The organism is Pseudomonas sp. 10S5 (genome assembly GCF_035019745.1).
In the GTDB taxonomy this organism is placed as follows: Bacteria; Pseudomonadota; Gammaproteobacteria; order Pseudomonadales; family Pseudomonadaceae; genus Aquipseudomonas.
The window spans coordinates 25,686-50,519 of record NZ_JASJVL010000005.1; the positions used below are offsets into that span (position 1 = coordinate 25,686).

General features: G+C 55.6%; 18 protein-coding genes and 1 pseudogene. 9 read left to right on the forward strand and 10 right to left on the reverse strand.

What is annotated here, in order from left to right; translation table 11 throughout:
* Positions 1-106: 106 nt before the first annotated feature.
* The 7 genes from tssH to tssB all read right to left on the reverse strand — a co-directional run bounded on the left by tssH (position 107) and on the right by tssB (position 8,533).
* Positions 107-2,656 carry a type VI secretion system ATPase TssH gene (gene tssH / locus QN378_RS06485; protein ID WP_323548369.1) on the reverse strand — a complete coding sequence of 850 codons (2,550 nt, stop codon included), beginning with the start codon at positions 2,654-2,656 and terminating at the stop codon, positions 107-109.
* Between the two features lie 2 nt (positions 2,657-2,658).
* Positions 2,659-3,678 (reverse strand): type VI secretion system baseplate subunit TssG, encoded by a 1,020-nt coding sequence (gene tssG / locus QN378_RS06490; RefSeq protein ID WP_323548371.1) that lies wholly within the window; start codon positions 3,676-3,678, stop codon positions 2,659-2,661.
* Positions 3,642-5,435 carry a type VI secretion system baseplate subunit TssF gene (gene tssF, locus QN378_RS06495; protein WP_323548372.1) on the reverse strand — a complete coding sequence of 598 codons (1,794 nt, stop codon included), beginning with the start codon at positions 5,433-5,435 and terminating at the stop codon, positions 3,642-3,644. The genes tssG and tssF overlap by 37 nt, the downstream gene beginning before the upstream one ends.
* On the reverse strand, positions 5,419-5,868 hold the full coding sequence (tssE, locus tag QN378_RS06500) for a type VI secretion system baseplate subunit TssE (protein WP_322203524.1): 450 nt from the start codon (positions 5,866-5,868) through the stop codon (positions 5,419-5,421). Before tssE ends, tssF begins: the two co-directional genes overlap by 17 nt.
* Positions 5,869-5,883: 15 nt before the next feature.
* On the reverse strand, positions 5,884-6,381 hold the full coding sequence (locus QN378_RS06505) for an Hcp family type VI secretion system effector (RefSeq protein ID WP_322203525.1): 498 nt from the start codon (positions 6,379-6,381) through the stop codon (positions 5,884-5,886).
* A gap of 75 nt (positions 6,382-6,456) precedes the next feature.
* Complete coding sequence (tssC, locus tag QN378_RS06510; protein WP_323548374.1) at positions 6,457-7,944, reverse strand: type VI secretion system contractile sheath large subunit; 1,488 nt, start codon at positions 7,942-7,944, stop codon at positions 6,457-6,459.
* Between the two features lie 28 nt (positions 7,945-7,972).
* Positions 7,973-8,533, reverse strand: a complete 561-nt coding sequence (tssB, locus tag QN378_RS06515) for a type VI secretion system contractile sheath small subunit (protein WP_323548376.1) — start codon at positions 8,531-8,533, stop codon at positions 7,973-7,975.
* A 197-nt stretch (positions 8,534-8,730) separates the two neighbouring features.
* Here tssB and QN378_RS06520 point away from each other — a divergent pair, with 197 nt between their 5' ends.
* The 6 genes from QN378_RS06520 (at position 8,731) to QN378_RS06545 (ending at position 18,611) form a co-directional block, all read left to right on the forward strand.
* On the forward strand, positions 8,731-9,201 hold the full coding sequence (locus tag QN378_RS06520) for a type VI secretion protein (RefSeq protein WP_323548377.1): 471 nt from the start codon (positions 8,731-8,733) through the stop codon (positions 9,199-9,201).
* 57 nt (positions 9,202-9,258) lie between these two features.
* A complete protein-coding gene (gene tssK / locus QN378_RS06525) occupies positions 9,259-10,593 on the forward strand; it encodes a type VI secretion system baseplate subunit TssK (RefSeq protein ID WP_323548379.1) in 1,335 nt (444 codons plus the stop codon).
* A gap of 14 nt (positions 10,594-10,607) precedes the next feature.
* Positions 10,608-11,378: a DotU family type IV/VI secretion system protein gene (locus QN378_RS06530; RefSeq protein ID WP_322203533.1), complete on the forward strand. Its 771-nt coding sequence runs from the start codon at positions 10,608-10,610 to the stop codon at positions 11,376-11,378.
* Positions 11,375-15,196, forward strand: coding sequence for a type VI secretion system protein (locus QN378_RS06535; protein ID WP_322203534.1), 3,822 nt, complete (start codon positions 11,375-11,377; stop codon positions 15,194-15,196). Before QN378_RS06530 ends, QN378_RS06535 begins: the two co-directional genes overlap by 4 nt.
* Positions 15,193-16,284 carry a type VI secretion system protein TssA gene (tssA, locus tag QN378_RS06540; RefSeq protein WP_322203535.1) on the forward strand — a complete coding sequence of 364 codons (1,092 nt, stop codon included), beginning with the start codon at positions 15,193-15,195 and terminating at the stop codon, positions 16,282-16,284. Before QN378_RS06535 ends, tssA begins: the two co-directional genes overlap by 4 nt.
* Before the next feature lie 1,685 nt (positions 16,285-17,969).
* The gene (locus QN378_RS06545; RefSeq protein WP_322203537.1) at positions 17,970-18,611 is read left to right on the forward strand and encodes a hypothetical protein; all 642 of its coding nucleotides are present in this window, start codon (positions 17,970-17,972) and stop codon (positions 18,609-18,611) included.
* Here the strand turns inward: QN378_RS06545 and QN378_RS06550 are convergent.
* The 3 genes and pseudogenes from QN378_RS06550 to QN378_RS06560 form a co-directional block, all read right to left on the reverse strand.
* Positions 18,608-18,887: pseudogene (locus QN378_RS06550) on the reverse strand (IS630 family transposase); the annotation flags it as partial. The gene QN378_RS06545 and the pseudogene QN378_RS06550 sit on opposite strands and share 4 nt — an antisense overlap.
* A gap of 540 nt (positions 18,888-19,427) precedes the next feature.
* Positions 19,428-19,874, reverse strand: a complete 447-nt coding sequence (locus QN378_RS06555; protein WP_322203539.1) for a hypothetical protein — start codon at positions 19,872-19,874, stop codon at positions 19,428-19,430.
* 29 nt (positions 19,875-19,903) lie between these two features.
* Entirely contained in the window at positions 19,904-21,025 is a 1,122-nt protein-coding gene (locus QN378_RS06560; RefSeq protein WP_323548393.1) for a site-specific integrase, read from the reverse strand.
* A gap of 366 nt (positions 21,026-21,391) precedes the next feature.
* Here QN378_RS06560 and QN378_RS06565 point away from each other — a divergent pair, with 366 nt between their 5' ends.
* The 3 genes from QN378_RS06565 (at position 21,392) to QN378_RS06575 (ending at position 24,826) form a co-directional block, all read left to right on the forward strand.
* Positions 21,392-22,024, forward strand: coding sequence for a hypothetical protein (locus QN378_RS06565; protein WP_322170344.1), 633 nt, complete (start codon positions 21,392-21,394; stop codon positions 22,022-22,024).
* Positions 22,025-22,133: 109 nt separating this feature from the next.
* Positions 22,134-23,960 carry a Mu transposase C-terminal domain-containing protein gene (locus tag QN378_RS06570; protein ID WP_322170341.1) on the forward strand — a complete coding sequence of 609 codons (1,827 nt, stop codon included), beginning with the start codon at positions 22,134-22,136 and terminating at the stop codon, positions 23,958-23,960.
* A gap of 2 nt (positions 23,961-23,962) precedes the next feature.
* The gene (locus QN378_RS06575) at positions 23,963-24,826 is read left to right on the forward strand and encodes an ATP-binding protein (protein WP_322170338.1); all 864 of its coding nucleotides are present in this window, start codon (positions 23,963-23,965) and stop codon (positions 24,824-24,826) included.
* Positions 24,827-24,834 lie beyond the last annotated feature (8 nt).

The following is a 24,834-nucleotide window of genomic DNA, read 5'->3' on the forward strand; positions in this document are numbered from 1 at the left end:
TATGACTTAGATTTTGCTAGCGTGAGTTCGCGGCAAGCCTGGTCAGTTTTGTTTATATTTGGAGGCCGTGTATGGTGTCCTCGTCGGCTAACAACCTCGATTAGTCTCACTCCAACACCCACTCAGCCAACTTCCCTGTCACCTGTTTCATTAACACACTCTCAATATCCCTAGCCCCAGCCCCGCTGCATTTAGCCAATACTGCCTTCACAACCCCATTATCAAAATCAAACTGCTTCCCAGTCGCCGCTTTATACCTCCCGCGTAACGTCTCCAGCTTGGCCAACACGATCCCTTCCAACGTCGCCTCATCCAGCGGCCGGTAAGGCACCACCGTCATCCGCGCCAGAAACGCCGGCCTAAATGCTTGCAACAACACCTTATGCAACGCCTCATTAAAAGCATCACCGTCCAATTCCGAAGCCGGTGTGTCGAGAATCAACTCAGCCCCAACGTTGCTGGTGGCCAACATCACTGTGTTTTTAAAATCCACCACCAACCCTGTGCCGTCTTCCATCACGCCTTTGTCGAATACGTTGTAGAAAGCCTCCAATACATCTGGATGCGCCTTTTCGATTTCATCCAGCAGGACCACTGAATACGGTTTACGCCGCACAGCTTCGGTGAGCACACCACCGCTGCCGTAGCCAACGTAACCGGGTGGGGCGCCTTTGAGTTGGCTGACGGTGTGGGCTTCCTGGTATTCGGAAAGGTTGATGCTGATCAGGTTGCGTTCGCCACCGTACAAGGCATCGGCCAAGGCGTAGGCGGTTTCGGTTTTGCCGACGCCGGTAGGGCCGAGGAGCAGGAGCACGCCGACAGGTTTCTGCGGGTCGGTAAGTCCGGCGCGGTAGGCTTGCAGGCGTTGGGCGATGGTGCCCAAGGCGTTTTTTTGGCCCATGACACGCTGACCCATACGTTGACCGAGGGTGCGCACGGCATGGGCTTCGTCGGCGAGCATTTTGCCGACCGGGATACCGGTCCAGCCCGCGATGACCGCAGCGACGGTTTTCGAGTCGACTTGCTCCGGCACCAACGGATCGTCTTGGCGAATGGCGTCCAGTCCAGCTTCCAGACGCACAAGTTCAGATGCCAAGTAGTCGATGCGGCTGTCGGTACCTTCGTCCGGTTTGTCGCTGTCGGCGAGTTCGCTCAACGCTAACAGTTCGCGGCGGGTTTCCAGCAGTTCTCGAACGGCAACTCGTTCTTCGTTCCAGCGAATTTCCAGCTCGCGAATCGCCTGCACATTGGTGACGGACTCGTTCTCCAACAACGTGATGCGCTCACGGTGATCAAGCCCCGTGGCTTGCTCACGGCGCAATCGTTCGACTTCTTCTTTGAGGCTTTGCTGGCGGTGGCGCAGGCTTTCCAGCGGCGGTGGCACGTCGTGTTGGCCGAGGGCGACGCGGGCGCAGGCGGTGTCGAGCACGCTGATGGCTTTGTCCGGCAGTTGCCGACCAGAGATGTAGCGATGGGAGAGTTTCACCGCGTCGTGAATTGCCGCATCGAGAACCTGCACGCCGTGGTGCTGTTCGAGTTTGGTCGCCACGCCGCGCAGCATTTCCACGGCAGTGGCTTCGTCCGGTTCTTCGACCTGTACTAACTGGAAGCGCCGGGCCAGGGCCGGGTCTTTCTCGAAGTATTTTTTGTACTCCATCCAGGTGGTGGCGGCTAAGGTGCGCAGCTCGCCACGGGCCAGGGCCGGTTTCAGCAGGTTGGCCGCGTCGCTGCCTCCTTCCGCGCCGCCCGCACCGATCAGGGTGTGGGCTTCGTCGATGAACAAAATGATCGGTTTTTCCGCACTGCGCACTGCGTCAATCACGCCTTTAAGACGCTGTTCAAATTCGCCTTTGACCCCGGCACCGGCTTGCAACAAGCCAAGGTCGAGCACACGCAGGCTGACGTCCTGCAACGACGGTGGTACGTCACCGGCAGCAATGCGTAACGCCAAACCTTCGACCACAGCAGTTTTGCCGACGCCGGGTGCGCCCACCAGAATCGGATTGTTCTGACGCCGCCGCAGCAGAATGTCGATGCATTGGCGAATTTCGCCGTCACGCCCAACAATCGGGTCGATGCGACCGGCATGGGCGTCGGCGGTGAGGTCTTGGGTGTACTGATCCAGGAAGGCGTTGGGCGTCGCTTTCGCAGCCGCTTTATCAGGTTGATTCAGGGCCGCAATGGCAACGTGCTCCCGCGAGGGCACCGTCCATTCCTGCAGATTGCTGCGCAAGGTGTCGCGAGGGATGCGTAACAGCGAAGAGGCGCTGTTAAGCAGCAGACTGCGGCGCTCATCGCGGTCCAGCAGGGCCAGCAGCAGCAAGCCAGAACGAATACTGGGTAGCCCAATTACGCTGGCTTGCACCACGGTGTCTTCCAGCAAACCAATGGTGTGCGCGGACAGCGCCGGGGTGCGGGTGCTGCCGGACTTGAACAGCTCCAGCGCTCGGTTAATCTCCGCCGCCAGTGCATCACGTTCCAGGCCGAAGCGCGGCAACAAGCAGGCGAAGTCACCGCCTTCGATGTCTACCAGCTCAAGTAGCAAGTGCTCGATTTCAACGTAGTGGTGGCCGCGTTGCAGGCAGCGTTGCGCCGCGCGTTCCAGCGCACGGCGGCTGTCAGCATTGAGGCGGGCGATCAGGCTACCGAGTTCCATGTTCAAGCCATCTCCGTTTGGCGCAGCTGCGTGTCAATGCGCTGCACATCCTGATTGGGTTGAAACAGCAGGCCGCCGTTCCAGTTCAGTGTCGGTGGGTTGTGGCGGTCGAGGACCATTGGTTCTGCGCCGGACACCAGCAAAGTCAAAGCACAGTCCAGATCAGGACCGAAGTACAGCGCGGCTAGGCTGGCTAAGGACAGATGCGCCTCGCCGTTGGGCAGCAGGCGTCTGGCTAGCTCCGCCTGCAGCGGTCCGATAGTCAAGCGAATGCCTGCGTGCTCGTCCCACACCCAGGTGCCCGCGATGGCGGTACTGCCAAGTTTCAAGTTACGTGCGCCGCGTTTCAAAACACTGCGACTGGCCGCAGGAATGCTGCGCCAGGCTCCTTCGTAAGCGCTGATCTGCACCGGCAGACTGAAGTGCTGTCGAACGATGGACGCGAAACCAGCGATGGAGCGGCGTCCTCCGGCAAACAGCGCGCTACGGGCCAAAGCGGCGGCGTCCGGCACGGCTTGGCGTTCTTGCAAGGCCTTGGGTAACAGGCCGGTCAATGCTCGCAACTGGGCGTGTACTGGCGTCGCGGCGGGCACGGCAAATCCAACGGCAACTCGATGTTTGCGCAACACGCGATACAGCAGGCTGAGCAAGCGATGCTGAAACATGTCGAGGAATTCGGCGGGCGCATGATCTTTGGCCCGCGCGCGTTGTTGCAGCCACTCCTGGAACGCATAGGGTAATGGTCCATCGGGACCGCCGAGACCAAACACCGGGGTAGTTAGCACCGCCTTTTGCCCGTCTTCCTGGGTCAAACTTTCAATCTGGCTGGAAGCGAAAACCGGTGTCAGCGGACCGCGCAAGCGAATGGCTTCGGCTTGTGGCGCAGTGCCGCCCCCCAATGGAACGGCTTGCGGGTGTTCGCGCTCAAGCACCAACAGCGCCTGGAGTAATTCAAAGGCTTGCGGGTTGCTTCGCAGGTGTTCGCTTAGAGGGACAGGGGCATGCCGGCTTGGGGTTTCCACGTCTTGACCTCCTTGCCTGAGTCGACCAGAACCGTGCGCACAAAGCGGTTGGCCGTGGCATAGAGTGAGAAAAACTGCGCCAGCACTGCCGAAAACAGCACCGCGCTATTGCCGACAAAATGTTCAGGGTCCAGGTGCAGGCTGACCTCAAGCCCATTACGCCAGCCGCGCCAGGCGTCGTCGCCAATCTGCGCGACCACCCGCTCACAGCCCAATTGCAACAAGCCGTCTATTTGCCGACGGGCACTGGCCTCGTCCCGCAGGTTGTGCAGGCTGAGAATTTCTTTGAGCGCTTCGAGCGCCTTGGGACCTTCCACCAATGACAGGTGGTTAAGCGTCAGCTGTGACACTAACTGCCAGCGTGATTCGCCCCCCAATTTGGGTGAGCTTTGTGAGCTAGGCGGGTTGATCAATGTGGCTCGGGCAATCGGTCCTGGCCGTTCGAAACTGAGCGCGGTTCCGGCACTCAAGCTCTGGGCCAAATGACGGTTGGTGCACAACAGTTCTGCGGTCAGGCTGTAATTCGGCGCGTCGGCCAGTGGGTTGAAACGGGTGTCCACCACACTGAGCAACATATCGCTGCCGAGGCGGTTGGGTGTTAGTCCGTTGATGCGCCGAGCATGCCAATACAGGTGGTTATCGCCAGCGTTGTGCTGACTGCCGTAATACGCGGGCACTTGTCGTACGCCTTGAGCGGAGGTGGCGCGCATCCCGCAGATACTATGAATCTCGACGCTGTTTTCCCGATGGCTGTCAGCGATCAGGCGGTATTCGCTCTGAGTGCCATCCGGGCGCAACGGCTCGGACGTACGCGGGAACAGGTTGATCGCTGGGGTGCAGCCCAAAGCGATGTCGCTGGCCTGAAGGTGCAGACGGCTCTGCGGGGCTTGGTCGAAAACGATGTACAAGTACAGCGCGTTACCGTCGATGTCCTCTGGGCTCAAGGCGATATCAAAGAAGCTGAATTTTTCCGGGAAGGCAAAATATTCAGCGATTAAACGCAGGCCCGGATGGACACCATCTTCCTCGGGAAGCAACGCTTCGTTGGCGGCAAAACCGACGATTTTCGGCACGTGCTGCTGAACCAGCGGCAAGCTGCCTGGCGCTCCAATCAAGACCTTTATGGCATGTGCGCCCAGCAGGTCGTAGAGCGCGGCATTCACCACTGGCGAGGCGTTCAAGTGCAGGCGTAGCTGGGCGATGCTCAGTTCGGACCACCGTGTTTCACCTAGACAATCCAAACGCAACCGCAGGGCCGAACGTGCCTGTGCGACGCCGGTCAAGGCTTGTGCTTCTTCAGCGTTTAGCACCAGGGCTTCGCTGATCTGAATCGGCCACAGGGTTACTTCGGCGCTGGTGCGAAAGTGAATGCTCTCGCCCTTGGTCGTGGTCACGAACAGCGGGGTATCACGCGGCAGTTGATAGCCAGCGGCAAGGTTGCCCTTGCTCGGGTCTGGTTCGAACTGAACAATGGAGCACGAGGGCAGCGGCCTGATGGCCAGTGGGTACAGCTGTTCAAGTAGGGCGTCGCTGAATTCGGCGTAATCGTCATCGAGACGGCGTTGCAAGCGTGCTGCAAGCAAGGCGAAACCTTCGAGCAGGCGTTCGACATGCGGGTCTTGGCTTTCTCCCGGAGAGAGTTCCAGGCGGCGGGCAACTTTAGGGTAGCGGTCGGCGAACACACTGCCGGCGTGGCGCAGCCAGGTCAGTTCGCGCTGGTAATAGTCGAGCAGTTGCGGATCAATCGAGTCGCTCATGATTCACCTCCACGCCTGCTGCGGATTTATCAAGAATGAACGCCACGGGCCATTGCTGCTTGTCATGGCGAATCGTACCGCTGAGCCGAATGCTCAGCCGTTGTGGTTGGTCAGGTACGCGCTGGACGTCAACATCCAGCAGGTGCAAGCGTGGTTCAAAATGAGTGACCGCCGCGCGGATTTCTCTGGTCATCCGGCGACGGTCATCACTGTTTTGGGCCTGCATGGCGGTCCAATCAGCGATGCCGTAATCCAGCAGCGTCGGCGGCGACGTCATGGGGCTCGCCGCGCGGCGGGTATTAAGCAATCGCAGCAATTCGTTGCGGACCGATTCTGCCAGTGCATATCGGTCGAGAAACCTTGGGCGCTGCGATTCCTCCTCGCTGAAAGCTAGGCGTTCGAACAACGGCGGACGAATGCCTGTACCGGGCATGATGGATTACCGGGCTTAAGCTGGAACTTTGTTGGCAGCCAAGTCCCAACTGGTGCCTGCAACGCCTTCTTTGGTGCCATCGTCTTTTTGCGCAGTCAGCTCCCATTTGATCTTGGTGAAGTTCAAGGAAATGGTCTCCACCGGTTTGCCGCCCGAACCGCCGCTGACGCTGACGTTTGACAGCACTACGTTGCTCAGGGTGTAGACAATGAACGGCATGATCTGGCCACTGCCTTCGGAGGCGTTACGGCCGATGGTGATCGTGGCTGTCGCGATGGGTTTACCGGCGCAGCAGTAGCTGTTCAGGTTGGGCGTGGAGCTGTCCACGAACTTGGTCAGGGTGAACTCGCCGATGTGCGGCTTGCCGGAGGTACGCTCGGAGTTGCTGACGTCGTTGGTAACTTGCATAGCGACGTTGTGGCTGTAAGACATGATCTCGATTTTATCGGTGAAGCCTTCCAGCATGCTGTCGCCTTTGATGTCATCGCCCAGATCAAGAATGATTGCATCCATCGCGTAGAACTCCTGCCATTAGAAAAAAGAAAGATTCACAAGAAGCCCCCGCAGGCCAGGCCTGCGGGGGATATATCAGGCTGCTGCCGGTGGCGGCAGATTAGCTACCAAGCGAATCGAGGCGGTCAGTTCTTCAAGCTGGAAGTGAGGACGCAGGAAGACCGTGGCCCGATAGGCGCCCGGCTTGCCAGCCACTTCGGTGATATCGACCCGTGCTTCACGCAAGGGGTACTGGGCCTTGATGTCTTGCGGGGCGTTGTCGTTGATCAGCACGTAATCCGCGATCCAGTTGTTCAGATAGGTCTGAACGTTGTCACGGGTCATGAAACTGCCGATCTTGTCGCGCATGATCACTTTCAGGTAATGCGCGAAACGCGATGCGGCCAGCACGTACGGCAGCATTGCCGAAATTCGAGCGTTGGCGTTGGCTTCGTTGGTGTTGTACGTCTTGGGCTTGTTGGTGGTCTGCCCGCCAAAGAACACCGCGACATCGGTATTTTTCTTGTGGCAAAGGGAGATGAAGCCCAAGTCGTTCAGTTCTTTCTCACGACGGTCAGTGATCGCCACTTCGGTCGGGCACTTGAGCGACAAATCACCCGAGCTGGTGCGGAATGTATGCGCGGGCAAACCTTCCACCGCGCCACCACCTTCAGCACCCCGAATCGCCGCGCACCAGCCGAACTTGGCGTAGGCCTCGGTGATGCGTTGGGACAGGGCCCAGGCTGCGTTGCCCCACAGGTATTTGCTGTGGTCGGTGCCGTTGACGTCTTCTACGAAGTTCATGCCTTCAACAGGATTGGTATCCGGGCCGTAGGGCAGGCGCAGCAGGTAGTTGGGCAGAACCAGTGACACGTAGCGCGAATCTTCGCTTTCGCGGAACGAACGCCACTTGATCAATTCCTGGCTTTCGAAAATCTTCGCCAAATCACGCGGTACGGCCATTTCCATGAAGCTGCTCATGTCGAACAGACGCGGGCTGGCTGCTGCAATGAACGGCGCGTGAGCGGCGGCCGCGACGTTGGACAGTTTCTCCAGCAGACCGATGTCCTGCGGATGGCGGCCGAACGTATAGTCGCCCACCAGCACGCTGAACGGATGACCGCCGAAGGTGCCGTACTCTTCTTCGTAGATTTTCTTGAACAGCGCGCTCTGGTCGAATTCGACGGCCTTTTCAAGGTCAGTCTGCAGATCTTTCTGCGACACATTGAGCAAACGCAGTTTCAATCGGGTACTGGTTTCGGTGTTCTGAACCAGTTGATGCAGACCACGCCACGAAGCTTCGAGCTTTTGCATATCCGGATGATGAAGGATCTGGTTTAGCTGGTTGCTAATGAGCGAATCGATCTGGCTGATGCGGTCGTTGATCATAGCGACGGTGTCTTTATTGACCACCATGCCTTCATCGAGAACTTGAGTGGCGAACTCGGCCAGCATTTCCCGGGCATAGTCTTGCTGACTGTCATCGTGGGCCATGCGCCCTTCGGCGATGATCCGGTCGAGCAGTGTCAACGTTTGAGTGGTAGTTGCGCTGGTTTGGCTCTCAGCACTGGATGACTCGGCCATGGTTTATCCTCCGCGAATGGGTTGGCTATCAGGCTTGCGGTTCGGTCGGTTCGGCCGGTGCCAAAGCATCGGCGTCGGGGGCCGCTACCGGTGCGCTTTCCGGATGTGCTGATTTGATCTCTTGCAAGCCTTCGGTGTTAGCCACGACATCGCGTAGAAGCTTGTCCAAATCGTCGTTGCCATCGAGCTTGGTGAGCAGGTCGCGAAGGTGTTGGCGGGCTTTGAACAGTCGACTCAGAGGCGCCACATGCTTGACCACATTGATGGGGTCGAAGTCGTCGATGTGCTCAAATTTCAATTCAACGTTGAGCTTGCTGCCGTCACCCGTGAGGGTGTTATCGACCTGAAGCGTGGTGCGCGGACCGATTGATTTGAGGACGTCGTTGAAGTTGTCACGATCGATCTCGATAAAGCGCCGATCAATCAACTTAGGCAGGGGGCTTACAGGGTTCCCAGACAGATCGGCGAGGATACCGACCACTAAAGGCAACTCTTTTTTCTCGATGGCGTTACCGATTTCTACGTCGTATGTGATCTGAACACGAGGAGGGCGAACCCTGTCTAGCTTGTGCTGAGTACTCTCGGCCATGGTGGCTGACTCCGTTGCAGAAGGCGGGCGCTAGGCAACGGTTTCCCACTGATCGCATTCCCTTGCCAGAGCGTAGGAACCGCCAACCCGAGGGCGGCTTTTTCTACGATCCATTCAATTCCTCGTGGTGGCGAATTGCCTTGGATGCTATAACAGGACCGCTGAAAAGCAAGATAAAAAATTTGCCTTGGACAAATATGAACGAAAAACAGTTCAATTTTTTTAAATGCTCTGCAGTGCTGCTGACAATAATCGTGCTCTCGGGGTGCTTCTTTTTTGCGCCCAAAGTAAACGTTGATGGCCTTGTCCTGGACGTGGCGTTGCAGGCCAACGACGACTCGCCTGTCGCTGTGGATTTTATCGCGGTCAACGATGTGGAGTTGCTCAAGCAGTTGTCAGGTTTGACTGCAAAACAATGGTTTGCTGAGCGCAATCAGTTTCAGCGCGACTTCCGTCAGCACATCTCCGTATGGGGCCTGGAGTTGGTGCCAGGGCAGTTGATCGAGTCAGGAATTTTTCCTCTGGACGGCAAACCGGCCGTGGGCCTTTTGGTGTTTGCCAACTACAACAATCCCGGTCCTCATCGGCTGCGATTGGAAGGAGAACGCAAGATTTGGCTGAAGTTCGATAGCCGGGACATGACACTACTCGACGAAAACGCGCACTGAATTTTAGGTCTCAATTCAGAGACCAGACAGGCGTATCACCGGATGTGAAGGGAATCTATGAGATTGCTACCTGATGCGGTTTGCTGGCACGAAGGCATGCAGTTGCTGCCCCAGCATTTTCAGTTGCAGGGTTTGCGCGCCGAGGCCATGGCCGCTCATCTCGCCCTCGCGGCCAACCCTTGGTATTGGGGCGTTTCGTCCGTTGAATTTGATCCCTCGGCGTTATTTGCCGGGCAGGTTCGAGTTCTCGCGTTGGACGCTACATTGCCCGATGGCCTGGTATTGAATATTCGTGCGGGTGTCGGGCCAATGGTCGAGCTGGATATTGTGGAGGATGTCGCAGTCTCACCAACGTTGACCGTGACGGTGTACCTGGCGATCAGTCCTTTATGGCGGGCCGGGCAATTGCTGCCGCTCAAAGGCCGGTTGCAATCGGCGCTTGGCGATGCGATCCCCGACCTTGCCAGTGGCGAACATCCTGAATCGATCAGTGTATGGCGTCCCAATCCGCGGCTGGTTACTGAAGCCAACCGCGCTGACTCTATCTGCTTGCCGTTACTGCGGTTGCGCAAAGAAGGCGGCGGTTTCGTTCAGTTGCCTTTTGTGGCGCCAACGCCGCGCATTCTGCCTGAATCCCTATTGGGTCGCAGAGTCGCAGCCCTGTGTGTGCAAACCAGGGAAAAATGCATGTTTCTTGCCGGTCGCTTGCGGCAGGCGCAACAGGCGGGCAACCAGGACGATGCGACAGAAGTTCGCCGTCAGTCGGCCGCGCTGTGGGCCAGGTTACCGGAGGTGGAAGGTGCGCTCAACAGTCGTATCGCGGTGCCTCAAGCGCTGCACGGTCTGTTGCTTGGCATGGCTGGCTGCTGGTCGGCGCTGGACCCGATTGCGGGTGTCCCGGCCTACGCGCCACTGGACTTTCTCGATCTGAATCGCGGTTATGACGAAGTACTGACATGGCTGGAACGCACGCTGGAGCAGGTGCGGGTCGGCTTTCGCAGCCTGCCTTTCGAACAGGCAGAGCAGGTTTTTTCCATTCAACTGCCGGATCTGCAACCTCGCCAGCGCCTGGTCATCGGCCTGCGCATGCCGGCCGGTGTTCTGGAACAGGCTGCGGTTGAGTGGCTGGGGCGGGCAATTATCGCGTCTGGTGTGCATATCCCGGTGTTGGCGCGTCAACGCATGAGTGGCCTGGCGCATCAGGCCATGAGCCGCCAAGAACAAGTGGCTTACAGCGTCGGCGACGACACCCGGTTATTTGTCATTCAGGCAAACGGCCAATGGTTCGATCCGGCGCAGCCGTTGCACATCGTTTCGCCGGTCGCCGGTGGTGCGGTTAGCCCTTGGCAAGTTGTTCTGTTAATCGACAATACCCATCAAGTCGCTGAGTAGGATAAGGAAGTTGTATGCCTGAAGGGAATGCCGTCTCGCGGTTACGCGCGATGCAGGAAGCACCATTGAGTAGCGCTTTTCGTCAGGCTTGGCAGGAGTGGTTGAACGCCTGGAAAGAGCTGGACAAAACCGTTGAAGACACCGCAAAACTGGTGGACAGCGTCGTCGAACTCTCGACGCGGATCACCCGTCGATTGTGGCGCAACGCATTTGCCAGCGTCGGTGATTCCGCCACGTTGCAACTTAAGGCGATGGTCTACGCTTTTGTCGCGCTGGTGGATGAAACCCTGCTGTACGCTGACTGGCCCGGGCAGACGGTCTGGCAAGAAAAACCGCTCGAATCGCGGCTGTATTCCAGCCGACAGGCCGGGCAGCGGCTGCCGCTGGAAATCAAGCGCTTGCTCGACGAGCAGGCGCCGACTAGCCGCGATCTGGGTAACGTCTATTTGCTGTGCCTGATCATGGGATTTCATGGGCGCTTGCGCGACGAGCGCGGTCAGGCGCTGCATGAAAAATGGCGTCACGCGCTGTTCATCTTCACCCGTCATCGTGACCCCGGCTATGCCAACGTCAGCCGGCTGTTGTCTGAGCCCGCCGACGTCACGCCACGCCAATTGGCGGTGCGCAGATCTTTGCCGGATGGCTGGCGGCTTGGCTTGGTGATTCTGGCATTTTCGTTGTTGCTGGTCGGCGTCGGTCATCTGTTTTGGCGTGACATCAACCAAGAACTGGAGCCAGTGCTCGACCTGGCGATTCCGTTCGTGGCCGAGGATCAGGGCGTATGACGGTCTCCATGCTGGGCTGGGTGGTCGGCGTCATTCTGGTGTTGCTGATATTGCTGTTGTGCATCTGGTGGCTGCGCAATCGCAGCGGTGCGGCGATTCGCAGTTTTTATTTTGCCGTGCGCCAAATGGAGCAGGAGCAGGGTGTGCGCGACCACTATCAGACCCCTTGGCTGATGATGGTCGGCGATGAGCCTCAAGGCTCGCAGTTGTGCACCAGTTGGAGTCTTTCACCGGCGGGCAAGCCCGCCTGGTTCGGCCGTTGGTGGTCGGATCCTGAAGGCGCGGTGTTGGTTGTGCCGCAGTCAGTGTTCTTGCCCGACGAAGGCATGAAGCTACAGGGTAGCGGCTGGTGGAGTCTGCTCGGCCTGTTCCTGCGTATACGTTCGCGCCGACCGTTGGATGCGGTGATTTGGAATGTGTCTGCCGCCGATCTGCTGGACACGGATCGGGCTGCGGCATTGGGATTATCCGCACGGCGGCGCTTCGTTGATCTTTTGCAGCGTCTGGGCTTAAGCCTGCCGGTGTATGTGGTGGTCAACGGCATGAACGAAGTCCCTGGGTTTCAGGACTTGGTCGCTGCGTTACCTGAGGATGCCCAGCAACAGATGCTCGGTTGGTCCTCGCCATATTCTCCTGATGCTGTGTGGGAATCGCAGTGGAGCGATATCGCCCTTGATCAGGTGATTCAAGCTCTGTCGGAGGCCTCGATTCAGATCGGCGCACTGTCGGGACATTTGACGGATGACCTGAGTTTCCTGCCGGAGGGTTTCGAGGGCCTGCGGCGCAATCTGCAAATGCTGTTGGAACCGGTTTTTCAGGGCAACTCCCAAGGTGAGGCCGCCGTATTTCGCGGGCTGTATTTCACCGGTACCTCAGGCCAGACGGCAGCGGGGGATGATGCACTTTCGGCCTTCGATGCACCCGCTATGCACAGCGTGTTTACGCAGCAACTTTGGCGCCTCCGGATAAACGCCGAGCGCGGCCTGGGACGACCTGTTCCGCGCCTGCTGCAACTGCGCCAGCGCTGGCAGCGTATTGCCGGCGTGGTAGTGGTGATCGTTGGCGTGCTATGGACGTTAGTCATGCTGTGGGTATGGCGCCATTCGGTGGCGGACGCCGATCAGCTGTCCCGGTTGCTACAGGATTCCCAGCGAGATTATGGCGTGGTCAGCGATGAGACCGACCGCCTTGATGTGACCCGACGCAATGTGCAGAGCTTTTGGTCCGTCCTGGAAAACGCCCCGCGCTGGCATTTCACAGCTGTGGTCTATCCGACGTCGTGGTTTTCATCGTTGGACGATCGTCTGGATCTGGTCTTGCAACACACTTTTATGAGCCACATGCGACAACCGCTGCATGATTTGCTAAAGGCTGAACTGAGGGACCTGCTGGCGATTACCGAAGCCCGGCGGCTTTCCGGTAAAGATGGTGACGATCCCGCTCAATGGCACAGCTACCTGCGGGCAGAGGAGATAGTGGCACGGTCGATACATCTGGAACACCTAAGCCAGCTATACACTCAGGCGATGACCAACCAGAGGACGCCGTTGGACGATTTAGTGCCGTTAAGCAACAGCGCGCTAGGCTTGAACCTCAATGTGGGCACCTTGCATCGTGTGGCATTTTATAACCGTCTGTTAGTCGAAAAAAGTTTGTCGCCGTTAGAACCAATGGGCACCCCCGCCGACCGCAAACTGATTGCCATGCATTTCACCAAACTCTTGGAAAGGTGGTTGGGGCATTACTTCCGAGTGGATAACTTCGAAAAGTCGGCCGAGTCTCTCAAGCTGAATTTGCAACACTTGGAGTCGAATTCGGAAAACAGCCTTCAAGAGCTGGAAAGCCTAAATACGCTGATTGACGATTTACAGGCAGCGGTCGACCTGACCAACTCGACGTGGAGTCGCGGCAAGGGTCAGGAATTGGTGCCGGGATATGTTGAGTTGATAGAACGCGCCAAGCAAAGCAAACTTCTTGGCCCGCTGGTGGCGGAAGAAATAGAAAGCCAGGCTGCGGAGATGCAGCACAGCTTCAAAGTTCAGTTTATCGCGCAGGGGGCAGCCGGCAGCAACCTCTTGGTGCAGGGCGGCGGGGGGCAGTTGGCGTTGCAGGATCGCATTACCGAACTGCACACCGCGGTCGCTCTACTGCTTAAACGCAACTTCGTGGCGCGGGCCTTACGCAGACGGGGCCCTGCTGAATCCGAGCAGATCCAGCAAGTGGATAACGAAAGCTTGAGCGTCGCCTTAGGCTATTACGACAGCTACAAGCTTTATGCTCACGAAGCCTTGTCGAGCATTCCGCCCATTTACCGACAGGCAATGCTCGGCGCCGCCGAGCAGACGGCAGCCGAGTCCATGGTGCTTAGCCTGCGAAGTCGTGTGGTCCAGCCCGACCAGGAAAACGTTCCGGTGTTCGATGTCAGAACCGATCAGGCGCTGGCGCTGCACGCAGCATTCATTGAGCTACGTCGTCCTGATCTTGCCATCAGCCTGCAGAATTACCTTAACCGGGTTGCGCTTGCGGATGTGACGATGGCGGATAATTCGATCATGGAGCAGCCGTTATTCAGCAACCGGGCCGATATCAGTGAGTGGGACGGGTCGAAGAATTTTGGTCTGCTATTGTTCCGCGCCACCGACGCTCAGGATCTCAAGCGCAGTCTGGATCAACAGTTCACGGTTATCTCTGCCATTACCGAACAGCACGGACCGGCACTGCAATGGCTTCAGACTCAGACGCACAACCTCCCGTTAGGAGAGGTTGAAATGGTCAATCACTTTGGTTCCATGAACGAAGAAATGATCAAATACAAGGCGCAGAACCCAACCAGTTCTCCGGCGCTAATTACCCAGTTGCTCAGCCGCGACTTCAATGACATGGATGACAGCAGCTGTATGAGCATCTTGTTGTCGGCGTCTGCGCCGACGGCGGCAGGGCAATTGACCCAGCGCTGGCTTGGCCTGCAACAAGGCGCCCTCCAACGCTGCAAAGCGTTGCAGCAACAACAAGCCTCGGCTGCCTGGAACGCCTTGGCCGGTTACTTCAATCAATACCTTGCGGGACGCTTTCCGTTCTCCACCGACCTGCGGGCCAAAGACGCCGATCCCGCTCGGGTTCAGCATTTCCTGAGCTTGATCGACGCCCATTTATCGCAGGCACAGGACGGACTCAAAAGCAGTGCTCCTCATGATCGACTGGCGGCCAACGAGTTTCTCGAACGCCTGAAGCAGGCTCGTCCGTGGCTGGGAGCGATGTTGCTGCGTGACAAGGCTGGCCTGGTGGGGATAGATATGGAGGTCCGCTGGCGCACCGATCGAGACAGTGAACATGGCGCCGACCAAGTGATTGCCTGGACTTTGGGCGCCGGCAATCAGGGTATTGGCTACCCCGGCGAAGAGCAGCAAGTGTTGCATTGGAACGTGGGTCAGCCGATCAGCCTGATGCTGCGTTGGGCTAAAAGCGGGACCCAACAACCGGTTAACGATCCGCTTCAGGCTGACCTTCGTGTAAGCGGACTCGAAGCTGAATGGCAATACCAGGGGCCATGGTCTTTGTTGCGCTTAATGGGGGCGCACGTATCGACACAACGCCAACCGAATATGGACTACACCGATTTCCCGCTGAGTTTGGAAGTGCCCGTGCATGCGCCGCAGAATGAAGAGAACCAGACGTTGATGTTCGTGCGCCTATCGCTCATGAGCCAGGGAGGCAAAGCCCCACTGTCTATCCAGCCGTTACCGGTTCAAGCTCCGCGTTCGCCCTACGGGTACGCTCCGCGGGCCATTGTTGATGCTGGTACAGGGAGCAATCCATGAGCAGTATTTTGCTGCCTTGCACCGATCGGGTCAGCGAACTGCTCGAACCGTTGACTGCGGATTTACCCTGTGGCAAGAGCCTGCGTTATGAACCCGACTTGGACCGGCTGCGGGATCTGCGACGTGAGGACGACACCAGTTTGCCGACGGGGGTGTGGAAGTCGGATATCAAGCGCGCGGACTGGAGTGGCGTAGAAGCACTCGCCACCACGTTGTTGCTGGAGCGCAGCAAAGACTTGATGGTCGCTGTATGGCTGGGCGAGGCTTGGCTGCATAAGGACGCACTGCTGGGGATCACCGATGCACTCGCGTTGGTCAGCCAGCTATGCGCGCGTTATCCGCAAGATTTGCACCCTCAAGCGGAGGACGGCGACCAGTCATGGCGCGTCACTCCGCTGGACTGGTTGGCTCGACGTTACGGGGAGTTGCTGCACACTCAACTTCCGTTGCTCGGTGACAGAGAAGGTGATTTCGCCGGGTTCAGCCTCTTCGATTGGCAGCAGATGCAGCGCAAGCAAGTGGCTGTGAACGATACCAAGGCAGCCAAGGTTGCCGCTGGGCTCGCGTTAAGCCAACAAAACAAATTTAACGAGCAAGTGCGCAGCACGCCACTTGTGTGGTGGTTACGCAGCCTAGCCGCGATACAACTGGCGACTAAACAATTGGCGGTGCTGGAAAGCTGGAGCGACCTTCAACTACAGGAACTTGCACCTACTTATGTCTTGCTGCAGAAAATTCTGCAGTCGTTGACGGTACTTTTCAAGGAGTTCATTGCAATGCACCCGCCTCAGATCGTGGTGGCTGACCTTCCAGACTCAGCATCGCAGGCAATCGTGAATAACACCAGTGAGCAAACGGTTGTGGAAACTACCGCAGTCTTCACTGAACCACGCAGTCGTGAGGAAGCCTATCGCCAATTACTGCTTATAGCCGATTATCTGGGCAGAACGGAGCCTCACAGCCCGGTGCCATACTTGATCAAACGGGGAGTGGAGTGGGGTAACAAACCCCTAAAGGAATTACTTTCGGAATTGATCTCGGCGGATCCAGAAGCTAGGCGGTTATGGACTTTACTCGGGGTTTTGTAATTGCTTCGATGCCCTTTACTGGCTATATCGGTCTATTTGGGGGTGATATTAATTAACCGCAGTTCGATGCGGAGCGCTGGTGTCCAAGCGATTGTGTGTTTTTTGACGGGTTAGATCTCATCGAGGTAGGGGCAAGCCAGTTTTGCTCACGACTCATTTTTTATGCAGAGCCAGCGCTACGACTATGAGGCTCGATCGGTCAAAAATGCAGCAAAATATTCAGAGCTTGATCACAACGTAGCCGGTGCATCCGTCCAGCCAATTCAAATCAAACGCGGACACGATTGGGCCAATGAAGAAACCAACCACAAAAATGGGACGAAGCCACAATTAGAAACATAGTACTAGGACACTGGAAAGTTCAGCATTTCGGAAAAGGATTCCGCGATTCTAAAGTGATCAGGATTGAACCGTACTATTGCGGCCCTGAAATGGCAGACCTAGTGTTTAAACCGCACGTGGTCAAATAAACGTTGTCTGCTGCCGATGCTTTGGATATGTCGCCTTGGGATTGGGGTGATTTGCAGCCGAGCCAGACAGATCATTTCACTTTGCGTCGTACAGTGTATATCGCGCACCGCGGACGCCGACTTCAACTAAGTTCGACAGTTTCTATTACTTGCCGCATGACAAAAGGGAAGCATTACGCGTGTAGTGACAGTTTTAGATTCCCGTTGGACATGTCAAGAGGCACACGCTGTGACAATATCTACTCGTTAGAATCGTGAATTGGATTTAGATAGTATAACAGTCGCTGCGGAAGCAAGGATAACTCGGCTCCGAGCCAGCGTTGGAAGAACTGCATTCGTCGTTACCTACATGCCTCGTTCTTTTCATGTGTGCTAAGCGGTGCAACTCTGTTGTTTTCGGCTGAGTCACCATTTGTAGTGGGTAATCCGACCATTCGGTGAATCGCTCAAATACCATAGAACGGAGAGGATTGTTGATCGCAGTGAGTGGGCGAAGCATATCCATTATACCGGCCTGTTCGGTTTTTCTCTTGGCTGGGGTCAACGTCAGAAAGTAACTCGTCCTTGCAATGGATTTTTCATTAACGCTATTTCCACATAATTAAGCGAGCATGAGCACTGACTGGTAAATTTGCTCGCTCGCAGGGGCAGCATCGCATTGAGGCCATCCAGCACTGTACTTTACCAACTGGTAAATTACCGCTTTGTCATTTCTCGTCACGGTCAGGATGAAGGCAAGACCTTCTCCTAATAAGCCCATCTGGACAATCATGTTGGTCAAATGTAGTCGAATCCATAGATAGGGGTTGGGTCGTCTGCGTACCACTTCCTGGTGCCTTTGTGTCGCATGCCGTCGAATGTGTGCCGAACTTAATAGGCTAGGCCTGACAGTAGTGGGTCTTCAATCTTGAGTAGGGTGCTTTCATCAATGACACAGTGGGTGAACGTTCATAGCGCTTTGGGTTCGTAAGTGTCTCGACAGAGCACAAGCCCTAGGTTATTTTTCCTATGGCATGCTGCATCATGATCGACCCTGATGATTGGCATTGCTACAGAAAAGGCGGACAGAGGCAACATGTCGCGCTCCCAGATTGGGCCGCTGGTGGTGTGGGCGCGTAGACGGTCAACTATTCTGCCTGCTTTGACGGCCACCTAATTCGGTGCTAGTTTGTGCTTCACTCGGAATCTAGTTGATTTAACATGGAGATTACCTAATTGAACGTCCCGCAAGATTGGGTAAAAGCTTTAGAGGCATTGGGCTCTACCAAGACTGGTGGAGCAATGTTGGCTGACCCTGTTTTGGCAGCAGTTGTAGTGCGTGAAGATTTGACTTTGAAGGCTTATGGGCAGGCGATTAGTGGCAACCTCCTCTTGGTCGGCGCGCATGGGCTATCTGTCCCTCAAAAGGCGTGTGTACTGGCACACGAATTAACTCACTGCCATGACTTGGCGACAGCCAACATGAGTTCCGTGGAATACGCGAACGAACATAAAATAGCGCGCACTGAATTAAACGCTCATACAAATCAAGGCGCAGTACTTCGTGAGCTTATGGAAAATGAAGCATACAAGGCTGACATCGATCTTTTCATTAACGGGACTACGACTTTTGCAAGTTCTATCAGATGGACTAATCGAGATGCTGTTAAACAGGACCTAATAAGTAACCCTCAGTATTCATCCGCAATGCACGCCCACACATTGGATTACAGCTCCTTCTTTGAATACGAGCCATTCTTTTGTTCTCCCACCAGAAACTTTCAATGCGACGCAAATTGGCTGGTGAAGATGAGATGGCAGGAAGTTAGACGCTATGTTTTTGGCAGGAAGAGCGTTGCTCACCCCAGAAATAGCTAGTCTGCCGTTCTCGAAATAATGTATTTGTTGGATGCAGCTTCAAGTGCCTCACGCGCGCGTTGGATTTTGTTCAAAATCTCCTCTCCCTTTGCGATCCAAACGTACCGGGTCGGCTGAGCATTGCGTAATGCCATGAACGTTGTAATGGGCTTTCTAACTTGCGCACCGAGGGAAGGTGCCGTCGCGCAAGTACACCGTGATGTCTCGATAGAAGCGCTCAACCATGTTCATCCATGAGCTGGAGGTTAACGTGAAATGAATATGAAAGCGCGGATGCTACATTTATTCTGACCATGTCGGCCTTTCATCGGCCGTCGCAACCGCCGGGACCGGCGGGATTGTGGTTCATCGAAAAACTCAAGGCGCTGTGGCACGGGGAGTTGGCACCGGGCGGACTATCCTCTTGACCGGGCAGGCTAGCAATGTGGTGTCATACCTAAGGTTGTCAGTAAGGCCCTTTTTTTGTTCCAATGAACACTCATTTTGTGTGGGTTCTGTATACATGCGTCAGTAAGGGAGGGCTGCAGCGGGTACTTTGACCAGTACATGGAAAGATCCTGTCAGATAGACAAAACGTTTAGATGGGCGGGTCAGGTCATTTCGCTTGCTTAAAGGCTTTGAGAAGTTTATCAGGAACAAAATAGAGCGAGCCTCGCGCGCGCGAACACGCGACATAAGAGTTAGATAAAACCTCTCGTTCGATGCGTTTGAGCAACCGAACTTGCTCATCAAGGTCTAAACCAGACTGCGAGAGAAAAATTCGCGCATACGGGTCAATCCGTACTGACTTTGTATCTTTGATCGTTAGGTAAGTATTTAGATCAAAACCTTTAATCCCTCTATCAACTCCCCAGGGATAAAGCCTGCGGAACCAATGAGATTATGCCGGGAGCGTTTGAACCCTTCTAATTGGGCGATTAAATCTTGACGATCCCAAGGAAAGCGGCGGGCGAGACTGGCACTTGATAAATAAACAAAAGTTCTTGCAAACATGAACGCTGTATGGGGAGCATACTTCTCTAATGCATATGCCATAAAGCCTTTGGCGATTTCATTAAACTCTGGAGTTAAGTCAAGTTCGGCCCAATCAATTTTCAGTGCAACTCCACCGTCGTACCATGTCCACACATTCAATCGAGTATCGACGTACCTTGGCTGGTCATTAGTGCGAGTTCGAATAGCAACCTGAGCCGGACCCTTGAATACGTAAGCCGGCAAAGAGGAGGAGGGGGACGCGTGTTCTTGATCGGCTGATTTGGTCACGGCGAACCTCCTTAACTTTAAAGTCGGCTCTAGGCTGCCGAGGCACCCTGGGCATTGTGGAGGTTGGCCGACTTGGCTAGATAACGACTTGCATAACAGCGTGGCATCGTCGAAGTGTCAGACCAGCCGCAGACTCGTCGGAGTTCGTCCGTGGCCCGCTCCAGGTCACGCCCACGCTTCTCCACCAGGTAAGCCAAAAAGCGGTCGGCAAAAGTGTGGCGAAAGTCATGAGCGAAAAGTGTAGGCAATAGTCTCGGATGAGCCAGTTCAATGGTCAGAAACAGCCGATCAAGGACGTTAGACAACGCGCGGATCGACAGCGGACGGCCTCGGTCAGAGATGAACAAATAGCGGTACAGCATTTTCATTGGTCTGCCGTTACGTATGGGGCGCCGATCGCACTGGATATAGCGCTCATAGACCTCATACAACTGCGCGGAAATACCTACCGTCCGCCCGTGTGTTTTCAACGCGGGCTCTTCAGCGCGCGGGTCGCCTGGGTCATGTTCGCGATCATTGATGCTGACATAGGCATGCTGAGAACCCTGGTTGATATCCGTGGTGTAGAGCTTCAGAAGCTCTCCGCGACGGATACCGGTCTCCAGCAGCAATTCAATCATTAGCCAATTGCGCAACTGCAGTCGTTCCGGAAACGGATTCTCTGCGTCGCCCGGGCGAATCAGTGTGTGAATGATCTGGAGTTGCGTATCTGTCAGGCTGCGGTAACGACTGCGGTCCGGCCGAGCATTGATGATATGGCTCTCAAAGCGCCGTTCAGTGACGTCGGCGACATCTGTAAATATAACCTCGATGTTAGCCAAGTTAGTTGAGTTCTGACGGACGCGCGGGATGTAACAGGTGACACACCAGGACAGGTACTGCTTCAGCAGCCGCAGGTACTGGTCACGGGTGCGCGGATCGATCTGCGGAAAAGGTGCGGTTTCAGCTTTGCCGATTCGGGCGACTAGGTTGTCGGCTCGACGGCCGCTTTGGAGCCAAATGGCGTAACCGTCCAGTAAAGCCAGAATCGATTCGAATTGGCAGGCCAAGATGGCGTCATCAATATTGAGGTCACGGCTTTTGGCATAAGTGTAGAAAGCCTGGATCGCACGCAAATTTGCCGCAGCAGTATTGTAAGCGCGTGTGACCAGCCGCTAAAAACCGATCCCCTCGCAACCCTCGCGTTTCCTCCCTCACGCCCTCTGCAGGGTTAAAAAAAATAAAATCCACCCTGGATTTTCTTCATTTCAGTTTTTTGACAGCGTAAAGATTTTACATTCAACCTATTGAACTAATTGAACTAATTAAAAAAACAAATTTATAGAATTTGACGTAGTCGGTTTGCCTGCTAGACCTCAAACAAGGCTGTGTTGTTTTGAAAATTTATGGCTTAACGCCATTAATGGTCATGCATACACAACCTACTCAGGAAGTGTTGCCTAAGTCGAAAAGTGTCGGATGCCAAGTAGGCAGAACCTTCTTCACGTGCTAGCAGAACTTACTAAGCGAGGCTCTTCATGGCTCATGCTAAATCACCCAAGTTAAGGCTCATCAAAACCGGTGCTATCCCGACCACGTACAGCCCTCGCACTTTGATTCAAGGCAATGGGTTTTTCCCGGCAATACCGGGATCGTGTCAGTTGCTGCCTAAGCTCCGATTCATGAGAGCCGATGCTTCACTGATGCTTTGCGTTCAGCATCCAGGAAAGCATGAGTTCAAACCGGTGTCGTTCACTCACCTTCCTGCGAAGGTGATTATCGCGCCTGCGGCAGTGAAACTTCCTATGGGTGCTGATGAGTTTAAGGCCAGCGAAAGTTGGCCTCATAAAAGTCCGTTCGACCCTCAGTCCCTTGACGCCCGGTCGCTGCGCGGAATCGCAGAACTGGCGCAAGAGCCGTCAGCGCTTCCTGCGAGAACTGCAGAGATCGTCGAGCATGCTATCCGAGCCGGGTGGCTCGACGCATGCAGCACTAAGCGAGCTGTGTGGAACGACGTCAGGGCCAGGTGCCAAGAAGCGGGCATCAAGTCGCCATCCTACAAGACGGTGGCTACAGAAATTGATCGACTGTTTTCTCATGAGGTGCTGCGCTTCCACCCGCTGAATCGCGAGGCGTTTACGGAAAAGCCAGGGGGCTACCCTTCGGAATAGCCCAAAACTTATATCCTTGGAAGCGCCGGTATCATCGGTGTCTCAAGGACTATTGACCAGCGCGGTGCTTGCGCCTCAGCGGCGCCGGCTGGTCGCGTGGAGGTGTGCCATGGGCACATACACCAATCCAGACGGCAGCAAACAGCTTGTAAATTTTGAAGGGGATATCTGGGTCGTCGAGGGCATCGACGAGACCACCCGAAAGCTGCATCTTAAAAGCATCCGTAACGACACACTGCGTCTTGTGAGCTCCGCCCAGGTAGAGTCCGTCGATCACGAGACGTTACTTCAGGCGGCTGTTGCGAAGATTGCAGACAAAACCGCGAAGCGAGCCTTAATCCTGGGTGATGATTTCACACCAGAGCAGAAAGAGCAGGCGCGCCATCGCTTTGAAATCATAGAAAAGCAGTTTGCCGATAACTTGTCAGTCGATGAAGCCGCCAAGGAATGCGGTTTGAGTGTCCAGCGCTACTACGAAGTGCGTAAGCGTTTTAATATTGAAGTAGGCCCTATCAGCTTGCTCGGTAAAAAGCGCGGGCGCAAGAAAGGAACTAAGGCCATCTCCCCTGAAGTCGAAAAGATCATCGCTGAGCATGTATGGCTTTTTCGGGGGGAGGGTGCATCTTATCGGACAGTTTGGAAGGGCGTCCAAGCAGCCTGCTTTGAATTGAAAATCGACAACGTGCCCTCGTATGAAACTGTATGCGATCGGATGAATAACCTGCCTGAGCACATGAAAGATCGTCAGGTAAACGGGAAGAATCATGCTGACGACGCTTTCAAGCTTCGGGACGGCTTCCGCGAGCTCAGTCGCGCGCTCGAACAGGTACAAATGGATCACACCATAGCCGACGTTTTCCTCGCGAGTCGGTATGACCGAAAAGACCCTGTTGGGCGCCCCTGGATCACAATAGCCGTTTGCGCGAAAACGAAAGTCATCCTCGGCTTCTATATCAGCTTTCGGTATCCCAGCTTGGCCAGTGTTGCTCACACCTTGAAGCATGCAGTGATGAGTAAAGAAACGTTCATGAAGAGCGTTGGCCTGAAGGATCATGAGTACGAGTTCTACGGCGTGTTCGATGAACTGTTAACCGACAATGCTCGTGAGTTCCGTTCGGGCAACCTCGTCGCTGCCTGCGCCTTGGAGGGGATCAAGCTACGACATCGCCACCAGAAGCAAGACGGGGGTATCTGCGAGCGCGTCCTCGGTACCTTGAACGTTGGGTTTGTCCATATGCTTCCCGGAGGAACAGGATCGCGGCCGCGCAAGGATCGCGATTTCAATCCGCAAAAGCACGCTGTAATGACGCTGGAAGAGTTCACCCGGTACTTCACCTTGGCCGTGTGTGAATACCACGACACCGCTGGAGAGGATGGCAAGACTCCACGTGATCGCTGGCGGGAAGCGCTTCGGGATGCGAAAGGCCGTCCTTTGGCGCCTCGTCGCGTGCACGATGTGAAGAATTTCATCATCGAGGTGCTGCCAGAGAAGCACCCTAAGATGTCGAAAACCGGCCTCAAGGTGAACGGCTTCCGCTACTCAAACGATGTGCTTCGCCACATGATCGGGAAGCCAATTCGAGTGAAATATGATTCGGCCAACCTGTCGATGGTGTTGGCTCGGTTCGAAGGGCAGTGGATTGAAGTACCTTGCTGCGAGAAAACCACCGGTACGCTCACCGCGAAGGCGATCCTGCAGAAGTACCTCAAACGCGCTGGCAAGCTGGGTGAGCGCGCCGTAAAGGCGTTCCTCGCCCGCGCAGATCAGCTTCGCCAGTCGATCCTGCTTGATACTCCCGCCATGCGTAAGCAGCTTGAGATCAATGACGCTGATAAGGAAGTTGGGCTGGTGACCCATCACCAGCGGCCTGGCAAAAAAAGCAAGCAGGCTACCCGCAACTTTGCTCTTGATGTCGAACCTTTCGAGGGGGAATAGCTATGGACTTTCCGCATCTCGCTCAGAAGCTTCAGCAGGTAGCAATGCTCGATGGCCCTGAGCGCATCATGTATTGCGATAACCCGCTCTGGATCAAGACTAACACTAGCGAAACATTCATCACGGGGATCGAGCGAATGATCCACGCGACGCGAATTGGTAGCCGATCCTGTATGGGGCTCATAGGCATCAGTGGTATCGGAAAGACGAAAATGATTGAGCATGCTGTAACGCGGCTCAATACTCCCGACGCCACATCGATTCTCACCATCGATCTGTCTGACTACGGCCGGCACATTGACTTGCAGCAGGTTTTCCTCAGCCATCTGGGGTTCACGCAGTCGGTAAAATCCCTTTGCACCGCGTCCGGCATCAAACGCATTTCCGAGCGTATCAAAGAGATGAAGCTGGCTGTCTGCATTCTCGATGAAGGCAATGCGCTCGCTGGCGTGAAAAGCATGCTGATCCAGCCCAATTACACATACCTGCGTGCGATGGCGAATCGTGATTTTGGGGTCAGCTTAGTGGTTGCGGGTACAGAAGATTTGAAGGTCTTCTTGGGCATTGATTCTCAACTGCGATCGCGTTTCGGCGTGTGGGAAATCCGCCAGTGGCATGCAGCTGGGGAAGACTTGTCTCGCTTCCTGAAGGCGTTCGTTCGGTTCATGCCGTTGCGCAAGCCATCAACCCTGGATACCTGTGAAATCCAAGAAAGCCTGGTATCGAACTGCCGTGGTAGCACTCGCGATATCGTTTGGGTCTTGATCACCTCCGCCAAGCTGGCCATCGAGACCGGGCATGAATGCATCGACGAAGCGCTGCTGGATGCCTGTTTTGAGGCCCGGCTTCCAGCTTTCCTGGAGTAGCCTTCAAC